14 protein-coding genes are annotated in these 11,777 nt (G+C 68.7%); 11 read left to right on the forward strand and 3 right to left on the reverse strand.

The window, feature by feature from the left end; genetic code table 11:
- Window positions 1-476: 476 nt before the first annotated feature.
- From ABZ463_RS20805 to ccsB, 7 genes are all read left to right on the forward strand, one after another.
- Window positions 477-761 (forward strand): hypothetical protein, encoded by a 285-nt coding sequence (locus ABZ463_RS20805; protein ID WP_362778038.1) that lies wholly within the window; start codon window positions 477-479, stop codon window positions 759-761.
- Window positions 762-993: 232 nt separating this feature from the next.
- Window positions 994-1,938 carry a LysR family transcriptional regulator gene (locus ABZ463_RS20810; protein WP_352010932.1) on the forward strand — a complete coding sequence of 315 codons (945 nt, stop codon included), beginning with the start codon at window positions 994-996 and terminating at the stop codon, window positions 1,936-1,938.
- A gap of 219 nt (window positions 1,939-2,157) precedes the next feature.
- A complete protein-coding gene (locus ABZ463_RS20815; protein ID WP_362778041.1) occupies window positions 2,158-2,796 on the forward strand; it encodes a histidine phosphatase family protein in 639 nt (212 codons plus the stop codon).
- A gap of 56 nt (window positions 2,797-2,852) precedes the next feature.
- Entirely contained in the window at window positions 2,853-3,434 is a 582-nt protein-coding gene (locus ABZ463_RS20820; RefSeq protein ID WP_362778044.1) for a TlpA disulfide reductase family protein, read from the forward strand.
- The gene (locus ABZ463_RS20825) at window positions 3,424-4,170 is read left to right on the forward strand and encodes a cytochrome c biogenesis protein CcdA (protein ID WP_352010929.1); all 747 of its coding nucleotides are present in this window, start codon (window positions 3,424-3,426) and stop codon (window positions 4,168-4,170) included. Before ABZ463_RS20820 ends, ABZ463_RS20825 begins: the two co-directional genes overlap by 11 nt.
- Entirely contained in the window at window positions 4,170-5,768 is a 1,599-nt protein-coding gene (locus ABZ463_RS20830; RefSeq protein WP_352010928.1) for a cytochrome c biogenesis protein ResB, read from the forward strand. Before ABZ463_RS20825 ends, ABZ463_RS20830 begins: the two co-directional genes overlap by 1 nt.
- Window positions 5,758-6,738, forward strand: a complete 981-nt coding sequence (ccsB, locus tag ABZ463_RS20835) for a c-type cytochrome biogenesis protein CcsB (protein ID WP_362778048.1) — start codon at window positions 5,758-5,760, stop codon at window positions 6,736-6,738. The genes ABZ463_RS20830 and ccsB overlap by 11 nt, the downstream gene beginning before the upstream one ends.
- A gap of 69 nt (window positions 6,739-6,807) precedes the next feature.
- Here the strand turns inward: ccsB and ABZ463_RS20840 are convergent, their stop codons facing one another.
- Window positions 6,808-7,110, reverse strand: coding sequence for a PLDc N-terminal domain-containing protein (locus tag ABZ463_RS20840; protein WP_352010926.1), 303 nt, complete (start codon window positions 7,108-7,110; stop codon window positions 6,808-6,810).
- A 114-nt stretch (window positions 7,111-7,224) separates the two neighbouring features.
- Between ABZ463_RS20840 and ABZ463_RS20845 the strand changes: the two genes are divergently transcribed.
- Together ABZ463_RS20845 and ABZ463_RS20850 are read left to right on the forward strand one after the other, a co-directional pair.
- Window positions 7,225-8,061 carry a hypothetical protein gene (locus ABZ463_RS20845; RefSeq protein ID WP_352010925.1) on the forward strand — a complete coding sequence of 279 codons (837 nt, stop codon included), beginning with the start codon at window positions 7,225-7,227 and terminating at the stop codon, window positions 8,059-8,061.
- Window positions 8,062-8,071: 10 nt separating this feature from the next.
- Complete coding sequence (locus ABZ463_RS20850; RefSeq protein ID WP_352010924.1) at window positions 8,072-8,311, forward strand: hypothetical protein; 240 nt, start codon at window positions 8,072-8,074, stop codon at window positions 8,309-8,311.
- A gap of 133 nt (window positions 8,312-8,444) precedes the next feature.
- On the opposite strand, the gene ABZ463_RS20855 is transcribed toward ABZ463_RS20850, so the two are convergent.
- Window positions 8,445-8,684 carry a BldC family transcriptional regulator gene (locus tag ABZ463_RS20855; protein ID WP_184711992.1) on the reverse strand — a complete coding sequence of 80 codons (240 nt, stop codon included), beginning with the start codon at window positions 8,682-8,684 and terminating at the stop codon, window positions 8,445-8,447.
- A gap of 269 nt (window positions 8,685-8,953) precedes the next feature.
- Between ABZ463_RS20855 and ABZ463_RS20860 the strand changes: the two genes are divergently transcribed.
- Window positions 8,954-9,151: a DUF4229 domain-containing protein gene (locus tag ABZ463_RS20860; protein WP_352010923.1), complete on the forward strand. Its 198-nt coding sequence runs from the start codon at window positions 8,954-8,956 to the stop codon at window positions 9,149-9,151.
- Here the strand turns inward: ABZ463_RS20860 and ABZ463_RS20865 are convergent, their stop codons facing one another.
- Window positions 9,152-10,429, reverse strand: a complete 1,278-nt coding sequence (locus tag ABZ463_RS20865; RefSeq protein WP_352010922.1) for a delta-60 repeat domain-containing protein — start codon at window positions 10,427-10,429, stop codon at window positions 9,152-9,154.
- A 507-nt stretch (window positions 10,430-10,936) separates the two neighbouring features.
- Here ABZ463_RS20865 and ABZ463_RS20870 point away from each other — a divergent pair.
- Entirely contained in the window at window positions 10,937-11,662 is a 726-nt protein-coding gene (locus ABZ463_RS20870; protein WP_352010921.1) for a demethylmenaquinone methyltransferase, read from the forward strand.
- The last annotated feature ends 115 nt before the right edge of the window (window positions 11,663-11,777 follow it).

Here is an 11,777-nt window from a genome sequence, read left to right on the forward strand (position 1 = left end):
ACAGAGGCGAGGCTAGAACAAAGGGCGTAAGAGGGCGGTAAGGGGCTTGGTAGTGCGTCTTTGGTGCTCATGGGGATCTGTCGGGTCTGAGCGACGATAGCCGGGACAGGCTTTCCCGAAGTAGGGGACAAAGTCCTTGGAAAGACCCGGGGTGGTTTTCCTTTCGTGATTTCTGCGGTTCGGTGGGGACTTTTCGGTGTGGGGAGTGGTTGTGTTCCTCCCGGAAGTGGGGGTTGTGAGAAGTCGAGGGTGGCGGCGAGGATCGGGCAGGTAGCCTGACGGAGTCGGTCGTGGGGCCGTGCCGGTGACTCCCCAGGGCGGTGCCCGAGGGGAGACGCGCCGGACGGTCGTGCATGTGCCGGTGTGGTGTCATGGGCGGCCTACCATGATCATCGGAGATACGTGGTAGACGGTCGCCCTCCGGATCGATCATCGTCCCCCGATTGGAAAAGCCTGTGACCGAACGAGGAACGTATGTGCTGGGCATTCCCACCGCCGCGGGCGGCAAGGTGGTGTTGCCTTTCCTGACGGGGGAGCAGGCGGAGCGGGTCAGGGCGTCGTTCGCGGACGTCGCCCAGGCCGCGGCCCAGGTGAAGGAGAGGCCGATGGGAGCGACGCGCCCCTGTGGCAACTGTGAGGGAAACGGCCACTATTACGAGACCCGTGAGACCAAGACCGCCGCGGGCGGGACGGTGGTGACCCAGGTCGAGATCACCTGCCGTCCCTGCAAGGGGAGCGGGCAGGTCAGCGCCAAGGACTGAGGTCTCCGTTCTTCGGTCCCCGTACGGCCTCCGGGGGCGGCGGCCGTACGGGACCTGATGCCGCAAAACCACCCAGGCGTCGCGAAGCTGTACGGGTGGCTTGAAAGGGTATGAACGAAGGCGATGGGCCGGGCTGGGCGAAGGTGTGATGGATTCGGCGACTTTCGTCCCTGTTCGTGCTTTTTCTTTAGCAAAGGGAGCTTTTTCCGCTACGGGCGTTTAGAGTTGCTACATGCTGGATCTCAACCGCCTCAAAGCTCTGCACGCCGTGGCCGTGTACGGATCGGTCGGCGCGGCGGCCGACGCCCTCATGGTGACCCCGTCCGCCGTGTCTCAGCAGCTCGCCAAGCTCGAACGGGAGACCGGCGCGACGTTGCTTGAGCGCAACGGGCGCGGGGTCCGGTTGACGGACGCGGCCGGGTTGCTCGCCGACCACGCCGAGCGCATCCTCGCGCTGGTCGAGACCGCGGAGGCCGACTTCGAGGCGCTGCGGGGAGCGGTCGTCGGCAGGTTGAGCATCGGGGCGTTCCCCACGGCGGCGCGGGGGCTGCTGCCCGCGGCGCTGTCCCACCTGCAGCGGCGCCACCCCGACCTCAGGCTCCAGCTGCACGAGCGGGAGCCGGAGCGCCAGCTCCGTGAGGTGAGCAGGGGTGAGCTCGACCTCGCGGTCGTCCAGGACTGGATGAACCGGCCGCTGGCCGTTCCCGAGGGGCTCTCCAGGGCGATGCTCTTCGACGACGTCGCCGACGCGATCCTGCCCTCGTGCCATCCGCTGGCCGACCGGCAGGAGATCGAGCTCTCCGAACTGTCCGGCGAGCGATGGATCAGCTCCTCGCCCGGTACGGTCTGCCGCGACTGGCTCGTCTACACGCTGCGTTCGGCCGAGCTCGAACCCGACATCGCCTGCATGGCCGACGAGTATCCGACCCACCTCGCCCTCGTCGCGGCCGGGCAGGGCTGCGCGATCGTCCCCCGTCTCGGCCGCGACTTCGTGCCCGAGGGGGTGCGGATCGTCCCGCTCAGGCCGCGTCCCACCCGGAAGATCTACGCGCTCTGGCGCACCGACGCGGCCCGCCGCCCGGCGATCAGGGCCGCGGTCGAGGCGCTCAGGCTCGCCTCCGAGCCCCACTGTCCGGCGGGTACGGCCGATCCGGTCGGGGAACCCGTCGAAGGCTGAGCGCGCGGGCCGGGCGCCACGGTGACCGGCCCGTGAACAGGTGTCCCATATCGGCCACAGATCGGCCGTAGAACGGTGAGATCATGCACGAAGCACCGGAAAACGCCGCTAAACCCGGAAGTCGACTGTCTTCGGCGCTGGCGTCGTCCGGGCGGCACAGCCACACTGGTCCATCTATGCGCCCTATTCATCCATACCTGTCGGTAGGCTGGCGGCACCATGGCTGAGACGACCGTCGTTCACCTCCTGCGCCACGGTGAGGTGCACAACCCCGCGAACATCCTGTACGGCAGGCTCCCCGGATACCACCTGTCGGAGACGGGAAAGCAGATGGCCGAACTGGTCGCCAAGTCCGTCGCGGGACGAGACATCACGGCCCTGTTCTCCTCCCCTCTGGAGCGGGCCCAGGAGACCGTCGCTCCGATCGCCTCCTCCTTCGGCCTTGAGGTCACCCTCGACGAACGTCTCATCGAGGCGGAGAACATCTTCGAAGGCGTCTCGGTCGCCGGGGGCAACGGCGTCTTCCGCAGCCCGCGCCACTACCGCCACCTGTGGAACCCGCTGCGTCCCTCCTGGGGAGAGCGCTACACCGACGTCGTCCGGCGGATGAAGAGCGTGATCGACACCGCCAGGGACGCGGCGCGCGGTCACGAGGCGGTGCTGGTCAGCCACCAGCTGCCGATCTGGATCATCCGGCTCGCAGCCGAGGGCAGGCGGCTGCCGCACGACCCCAGACGCAGGCAGTGTTCGCTGGCCAGCCTCACGAGCTTCTCCTTCGAGGGCGACCGGCTGGTCAGTGTCGGATACAGCGAACCCGCGGGCGCGCTCGTCGGGCGCCCTGCCGTACCGGGCGCCTGACCACGCCGGTAGAGTGACTGCTCTACCGGTTGTAGTACAGGAAGACTCAGCCCCTGATGCGCGCAAAACCCTTCGCCGCCGTGCTGCTCGTGGCCGTGTCGATCGTCACCGTGGCCGGATGTGCCGGTAACCAGGGATCGCAGCCGCAGAGCGGGGACACCCGCTTCGTGCCGGGTGACGGCAAGATCACCACGTTCGAGGCCGCCGGCCGCAAACCAGCTCCAGCCGTCGAGGGCGAGACCCTCGACGGCAAGGCCGTCTCCCTGGCCTCGTACAAGGGCAAGGTCGTGGTGCTGAACTTCTGGGCCGCCTGGTGCGCGCCCTGCCGCTCTGAGGCGCCGGTGCTCAAGGACATCGCCGCCAAGACCAAGGCGTCGGGCGTGGAGTTCCTCGGCATCGACTTCAAGGACCGCAAGGCCGAGGCCCAGGCCTTCGAACGCAGCCAGCAGCCCGGATACCCCAGCATCTTCGACCAGCCGGGCCGGATCGCGCTGTCCTTCCACGGCACCGTGCCCCCGGCCGCGATCCCCTCGACGCTGGTCATCGACCGCCAGGGCCGGATCGCGGCCCGTGCCCTCGGCGCCGTCAAGTACAACGACCTCCTCGACGTGGTCACCAAGGTCGGCGGTGAGCACTGAGGTGGGAACCGACCTGACCGCGACGGTCGCGAGCGGGTCGCTGCTGCTGGCGTTGCCGATCGCGGTGGCCGCCGGCCTCGTCTCCTTCCTGTCGCCCTGCGTGCTGCCACTGGTGCCCGGCTACCTGTCGTACGTGACGGGGATGAGCGGTGACCCGAGGCGCGGCCGGATGGTCGCGGGCATCGGGCTGTTCGTGCTCGGCTTCGCGCTGGTCTTCGTGGCGGGCGGGGCGATCTTCGGGAGTCTCGGCGAGGCGCTGGCCGACAACGCCGCGATCATCACGCGGGTGCTCGGCGTACTGACGATCGTGCTCGGCCTGGCGTTCATGGGGGTGCTGCCCGGTCTCCAGCGTGACCTGCGCATCCACCGGATTCCAGCCGCAGGGCTGGCCGGGGCGCCGCTGCTCGGCGTGGTCTTCGGCCTCGGCTGGACCCCCTGCATCGGCCCCACCCTGGGTGTCGTGCTCACCCTGGGACTCACCGAGGGCAGCGCGGGGCGGGGAGCCCTGCTGGCCTTCGCCTACGCGCTCGGCCTCGGACTGCCCTTCCTGGTGGCGGGGCTGGCATACCGTAGGGCACTGCACACGTTCAAGGCGGTTCGCCGCCATTCGCAGCTGATCACCCGGATCGGCGGGGCCATGCTGGTCGCCGTCGGCCTGCTGCTCGTCACGGGACTCTGGGGAGAGCTCGTCGCGACCATGCAGGGGTGGATCGGCGGATTCGAGCCGGTGATCTGATGGAGGAAGTCAAGCAGGCCGAGCCTGGCCGTACGGCCGGGCGGCGCGAGCCGGACGGGGACGAGCGGGCCGTACGGCCGGGCTCGTTCGGCGTGGTCGCGTGGGCGCGCTGGTTCTGGCGCACGCTCACCTCGATGCGCACGGCCCTGATCCTGCTGTTCCTGTTCGCCCTCGCCTCGGTCCCGGGGTCGATCTGGCCGCAGCGCGGCGTCTCCGACGCCAAGGTCTCGCAGTACTTCAGCGACAGCCCGGCCCTGGCCGAGTGGCTCGACCGGCTGTGGCTGTTCGACGTGTTCAGGGCGCCGTGGTTCGCCGCGATCTACCTGCTGCTGTTCCTGTCCCTGATCGGCTGCGTGCTCCCACGTGCCGCGACGCACCTGCGTGAGCTGCGGAAGAAGCCCCCGGCGCCGCCGCGCAACCTGCTTCGACTGCCGCAGAACGCCTCCTTCGAGGGTGACCTGACCGTCGAGGAGGCGGCGAAGCGGCTGCGCCGGATGCGCTTCCGGGTGGTCACCGGGCCCGGCTGGGTCTCCGCAGAGAAGGGCTACCTGCGCGAGACGGGCAACCTGATCTTCCACGTCGCGCTGCTCGGCCTGCTCGTCGCGGTCGGCGCGGGCGCCCTGTACGGCTACCGCGGCAACGTGCTGGTCGTCGAGGGGGAGGGCTTCGCCAACACGGTCGCCGCCTACGACCGCTACATGCCCGGCCAGCAGGTCAGCGCCGAGTCGCTCGAACCGTTCTCCTTCACCCTTGACGACTTCCAGGCCACCTACATCGCCCAGGGCGAGCGACGTGGCCAGCCGCTCGACTTCGAGGCCAGGCTCAAGGTCACCGACGCCCCCGGCGCCGGACAGCGCGACTACACGCTGAAGGTCAACGACCCGCTGGACGTCAACGGCACGCTGACCTACCTCATCGACCACGGCTACGCCCCCACCTTCAAGATCACCGACGGCAGGGGGCAGGTCGCCTTCGACGGTCCCGTGCCGTGCCTGGTCGTCCAGCCCGCGACGTTCACCTCCGAGTGCGTCATCAAGGTGCCCGACGCCCAGCCGGAGCAGCTCGGCCTCCTGATCGGCTTCCTGCCGACCACGGTGCCGATGAACGGTGAGTGGATCTCGGTCTTCCCCGGCGCGGCCAACCCGACCGCCCAGGTGTACGGCGCGTTCGCCGGGGACCTCGGGCTGCGCAACGGCAGGCCGCAGTCGGTCTACGAGCTGGACCCGACGAGCCTGAAGAAGATGAAGCCGCTGGTCATGAAGGCCGACCCGCTGGCCGTCGGCAAGAAGCTCGACCTGCCGAACGGTATGGGGTCGATCGAGTTCACCGGGCTCAGGCAGTGGATCGCGCTGCAGATCACCCACGACCCGGGCCGGATGCCCGCGCTCGTCGCCTCCGCGCTCTCGGTGATCGGCCTGGTGCTCTCGCTGACCGTCCGCCGCCGCCGGGTGTGGGTGCGGATCGGCGACCGGCAGGAAAAGGACAGTGGACACGTCGAGATCGGCGGTCTCACGCGCACCGAAGGCAGCGATTTCAGCGAGGAGTTCGCCGGGATCGTCGCCGCTTTGAATCCAGGAGTGAACAACGATGCCCGTTGAGGTCGATGTCGGCCTCGCCACGCTGAGCGACCAGCTCACCCTGGCGACCGTGCTGCTCTACATCGTCGCGATGATCGGCTACGCCCTCGACCTCGGCTTCGGCCGGGTCAGAAGCACCGCGAAGGCCACCGCGAAGGCCAGGACCGCCGGTGAACCCGCGCTCGTCACGGTCGGCGGGGACGCGGCGGGTGTCTCCCAGGACACCCCCCGGGACGAGGCGCCCGAGGAGAAGGCACCGCCCGCCTGGGCGCTGCGGGCGGCCCCGGTCGCGCTCGCGCTGACCTGGCTCGGCTGGGCCGCGAACCTGGCGGCCATCCTGACCAGGGGCTGGGCCATCGGCCGCTGGCCGTGGGGCAACATGTACGAGTTCGTGGTCGCGATGTGCTTCGCGGCGGTGAGCGCGTTCCTGTTCATGCACCTGCGCTACCGGAACCTGTTCCTGGGGGCCTTCGTCACGGTCGCCGCCGCCCTCGGGCTCGGCTTCGCCGTACGGTATCTGTACGTGCAGGCCGGTCCCGTCGTGCCGGCGCTGAACTCCTACTGGGTCGCCATCCACGTGTCGGCGGCGATCATCGCCAGCGGCCTGTTCATCATGGCGGGCGTCGCCGGTGTCCTCTTCCTGGTGAGGAAGGACAGCGCGGTCCGGCTGCCGTCCCGGCAGGACCTGGAGCGGGTCGCGCACCGCGCCATCGTGGTCGGCTTCCCGATCTGGACGTTCGCCGTCATCGCGGGCGCCCTCTGGGCGGACAAGGCGTGGGGACGTTACTGGGGCTGGGACCCCAAGGAGGTCTGGGCGTTCATCACCTGGATCGCCTACGCGGCCTACCTGCACGCCCGCGCGACTGCGGGGTTCAGGGGCAGGGCCGCGATGATCGTGCAACTCATCGCCTTCGCCTGCCTGATGTTCAACCTGGTCGGGGTGAACATCTTCCTCGGCGGTCTGCACTCCTACGCCGAGGTTCCCGGCTGAGACCGGTCCTTCCCGCCCGTCAGGAGGGCGGCCGTGCCGTACCTCCTGGCGGGCTTTCGCATGCGCTGTTCACTCCTCGTCACGCAGCCGCCGCTCCAGGTCCCTGAGGAACTCGGGGTCGTCGTCGGGGCCCCTGGGGGCCTCGCGGCGCACGGGCCTGTGGTCGTCGGGGGGGAGCGTTCCCCTGGCCCCGGAGACGCTCGGCCTGCCGAGCAGGAGCCAGAACACGCCGCCCGCGACGGGCAGCAGCAGCACGATGATCACCCATAGGAGCTTGGGCAGGTTTCTGGCGTCCTCGTCCGGCGTGGTGATCGCGTCGAACAGGCAGTAGAGCCAGAAGGCGAGTATCGCCAGACCGACAAGCAGGGGCATGCCCGAACTGTAAGCCATTCGGCGGCAGGGTGCGGTCGTGGCCCCGATCCGGGTGACTGACGGGGGCCCACGCCGTACGGTGGAGCCTGTTGCCACTTCCTCCTGGGGCGTGTGATGGCGAATTCGGCGGACAAGGGCCGTCATCGGCGGCGCTGGTGGCAGCGGAGCCTGCCGCAGCGCACGGAGAGTGTCGCAGGGAGAGCGGTCCGTGACGCGCCGCTCGCGCCGGAGTGGCGGATGGGCGCCGTGACGGCTCCGGTGGTCGACCGCCCGCAGTACACCTGGCGGGACTTCGAGCTCGACGACGAGCGGCCGAGGGCCATGCCGAACCCTCCGGACGCTCCCGGGATGGGCGACGGCCTACGGCACTGCGGGCGGCTCGAACGCATCCTGCACCGCCAGTGGGACGCCGACCAGGGGCCGCCGTCCGCAGACGCCGTACGGGCGGTCGAGAGCCTGGCCAGGCTGCCCGACATCCTCAAGAGGAAACTCGCCGAGGGGCTCGACGGCATCTACGTCGGAGCGGGCGGGGTGCCCGACCTGGACGACATGGGCTATCTGCGGGGCGCGCCGCTGCCCTCGGGCCGGGCGACCTGGGACATCTGCGCGGGAGCGTACGGCGACCGCAAGATCGTCGTGGGGGACCGGCCCTCGCCGACTCCGGACGTGATGATGCACGAGGTCGGGCACGCCCTGGACGACGTGGACGCTCCCCACGGAGACTGGGTCTCCGACTCTCCCGAGTTCGCGGCCCTTTATGAGAGATGCGTCCCTATGCTGGCCTCCGGGTTCCACCTTCAGTCGGGCGATCTGGGGCGTAAGGAGTTTTTCGCTGACGCCTTCGCCGCGATCGTTTCGCGGCAGCGTCCGGCCCTGGTGGACATGCTCGGCGGTAACACGAGGCTGGCGCTCGATGTCATGTTGTTCTTCAACCGGCGTTACGGAATCTAGGTGATCTGGGATGTACGTCATCCGGCTCGCTGACGGAACGCTGCGCGTGCCGCAGACTCTGTCCAGTGATGACGGGCGTCTGATCGGCAACGCGTACGTGGAACTGCTACCGGGAGATCCGGACTACGACCGGTGGCTGGCGGAGGCGTTCACCGAGGAGGAACTCGCCGAGCGCAGACGGCGCTGGCTTGAGGAGAACGACGATCTGGAACGTGAGTTCCTGGCCTTCAAGGCCGAACAGGACGGCTGAGGTCCCTGGGGACACCCCGGGTGGGGGCGGGGTTGCGGCTCGGGGGGTGCGAGCCGTACGACTCCATCGGTGACCCTGCGGCTTTCCGGGTGGGGGCCCCGTAGGACCACCGATGGTGTGACGTCATAAGTCGTCAGACACGCGGTGCGTCGCCTGCCGGCCTTTCGGCCGTCAAGACGTCTTCCCCGCGCAGAAGGGCGTGCACTTCCGACTCGCGGAACCGCCGATGCCCTCCGGGGGTACGGATGCTGCTGATGCGGCCTGCCGCGGCCCAGCGTGTAACCGTCTTTGGGTCGACCCGGAAGAGGGCGGCAACCTCTCCGGGCGTCAGCAGACGCTCGCTGCTACTCTCCACAATCTCTCCCCCTCGCATCCCGCTTCCTGCCAGCGGGCGGACAGGTAACCAGTGTGCCGAGCGAAGTCTGATTTATCCGTGCTTTTCTACAAAGATCACGGGTTGTTATCGACTGACTGCCCGATTGTTATATGATAGAGCCTCTTTGAGAGTCTCGTGGGTGTTTCTTTACGAAACTGATCTGTTGTGCACACTAGCAGCGCTCACGCGCAGTGCGAAGCACCCACTTCGGCACCCCACACCTACCCCTGAGCAGGCCGGGTGTGGGGTGACGTAACCTCAACGCTGTGCATCCCGTCTTCGTTTACACCGTCTCCCGGCTGGGACTCCTGGCCGTGAGCATCGGTGTGCTCTATCTCCTCGGCCTTCGCCAGCCCTTCATCCTGCTGGTCGCCGCATTCCTGGTCAGTGGGGTGGCCAGCTACGTCCTGCTGTCGAAGCAGCGCGACGCGGTGAGTCAGCGATTCACTAAGAATCAGGAGTGATCACGGCAACGGGAACATGCCGACTCGGGCATGGTACTCGTGACCAAGCCGCGTTGTGTCACTACCAACCAGTAACCCTCCGTGATGGGCGAGGAATGCCTTGACGCCGATTCCGCGCTCCCTGGTGGGATTCCACGACAGGGCCTTGCCGGTGCGCGGATCGATCGCCGAGATTCCCGGCCTCGGGACCGCTCCAGGGCCCGCGGAGTCGTGGCCGAGCGGGTTGTTCAGCCACCGCTGGTGCCCGCCGACGTACACGGCCGCGCCCGTCACGGCGACCGCGTAGAGCGAGTCGCCCCCGGTGAGGTTCATCCAGGTCGGCCGCACGTTCTCCAGCGAGCCCCGGGGGCGTGTCTCGAAACGCGCCGTGCTGTCACACGGCTTGTCCGGCCCCTGGGGGCCGCCGGTCGTGACGATCGCGAAGTAGCTCCCGTCCGGGGCGAAGTCCACCCCCCGGACGTAGGAGGGGAAGACGGCCTTGCACCTGGCCGCGTAGGTCGAGGTCCGCCAGTCGGCGACCTTCGCGGGACGGGCGGCGACGTCGACGAGCCCGAGCTGCGGCCGGGAAAGGCCGTTCATGGTGGTGAAGTCGCCCGCGACCACCAGCCGGTCCCCGCTCAACGCCATCGAGGCGATCTTGACCCGGCGCCCCCTCGGATCGCCAAGCCGTACGGCGAAGCCCGCGTCGACCACCCCGCTCACGGCGTCGAGCCTGGCCAGTGCCGTACGGCCGGTCCCGCTGATCCCGATGAAGTCACCGCCGACGTAGAGCCGGGAACCGGACCTGGCCAGCGCGGTGACCCCGCCCCCGTAGGTCTGGGCGCCGAAGTCCGTCATCGGGGCGCCGTCGGACAGCCGCAGCCTGACCAGGCCGTTGGTGTCCGCCCCCGAGGCGGCGGGCCCGACCGACGACAGGCCTTCGGTCTGGGTGGCCGTGGTCTCGGTGAACTCGCCCCCGGCGTAGACCGTGCCGCCGGGGCCGTCGACCAGCGCCCTGACCTGTCCGTCCAGGATCGGCGCGAAGCCCGCCAGAACACGCCCGGTGACCAGGTCGTAGGCGAAGATGTTGGAGCGCTCCACCGTGGTCCTGCTCCCGGCGTTCCTCACCTGGCTGAAGGATCCGCCGACCACCACCGTCCTGCCGACGAGCGCGATGGCGTTGACGATCCCGTCGAGCACATGGGGGGTGTTGTTCACCGGGTTGGCGGAGACGACCCGCGTGTGCCGTATCGTGCCCGCCGCCGCGGGCGAGGCCGCCCAGGGCGGCAGAAGAACCATTGCTGCGACCAGCGCCGAAACGCTCCTGGTAAACATTCGGTAATTCCTAGCAGACCCACAGTGATCAAGCCGTCACTTTCCGTGGATGCCGGAGTGCCCCCGGCCACGACCGCCCCCGACACCGGGAACGAGGACCCGCCCCGTGCTTCTCGGCGCCGTGCGCGAGGTTTTTGATCTTGTGCTTTACCGGCGCCACGTGTGAGGGGTTCCGGCTTGGGCGCGTCGGTGCTTGGACTGAGGAGCGAAGGAGCGCAGCGGATGAGCGACGAGGGAAAGCGCCGACTCAGGGCGCCCAAGCCCGCACTGCCGAAGGCGGTGCAAGAGGACCGGCTTGGGCGCGTCGGTGTCTGGACTGAGGAACGCAGGAGCGAAGCGACGGAGAGACGAGGGAAGGCACCGACCCGAAGCGCCCAAGCCCGCGACGCCGCCAGGCGTCGCAAAGAGACACAGCCCGCGACGCCGCAGGCGGAGCAAAGAGACACAGACGGCGCTAATAGGCTGGGCCCCATGACGCGCGCTTCGCTGGACAAGCAGCCGCATGAGGTCGCCGCGATGTTCGATCGCACGGCCCGGCGGTACGACCTGGTCAATGACGTTATCTCCCTTGGCCAGGTCAGGCTGTGGCGCAAGGCGACCGCGGCGGCGGTCGACGCGGGCCCCGGGGAGCTGGTCCTGGACCTGGGCGCGGGCACCGGCACCTCGACCGACACCTTCACCTCCCTCGGGGCGCGGGCCGTCGCCTCCGACTTCTCGCTGGGCATGCTGAGCACCGGGGTACGGCGACGCGGCGGTTCCGGCATCTCCGGTGGCGGGGTGCGGGGGGTCAGTTTCATCGCGGGTGACGCGTTGCGGCTGCCGTTCGCCGACGACGTGTTCGACGCGGTGACGATCTCGACGGCGTTGCGCAACGTGCAGGACACCGGGCAGGCGCTGCGCGAGATGCTGCGGGTGGCCAAGCCGGGCGGACGCCTGGTGATCCTGGAGTTCTCCCACCCCACGCTGCGTTCTTTCGACCTGATCTACACGCAGTACCTCATGCGGTTCATGCCGAAGGCCGCCAAGGTGTTCGGTTCGAACGACGACTCCTACGAGTATCTGGCCGAGTCGATCAGGGAGTGGCCGGACCAGGCGGGGCTGGCGAAGATCATTCAGGAGGCGGGCTGGAAGCGGGTCGCCTGGCGGAATCTCGCTCTGGGCATCGTGGCCCTTCATCGGGCATATAAGCCCGCGTGAACATTGACAGGCGATAGCAGTACCCGCCTGACACTTCTCGCCGCAAAGGGGTTAGACTTCGGCGCGACAAGTTTGTGAAGGTCTTCACAAAGGAACGAAAGGCCCCACCCCGAGG

The organism is Streptosporangium sp. NPDC020145 (genome assembly GCF_040631275.1).
Taxonomy (GTDB): domain Bacteria; phylum Actinomycetota; class Actinomycetes; order Streptosporangiales; family Streptosporangiaceae; genus Streptosporangium.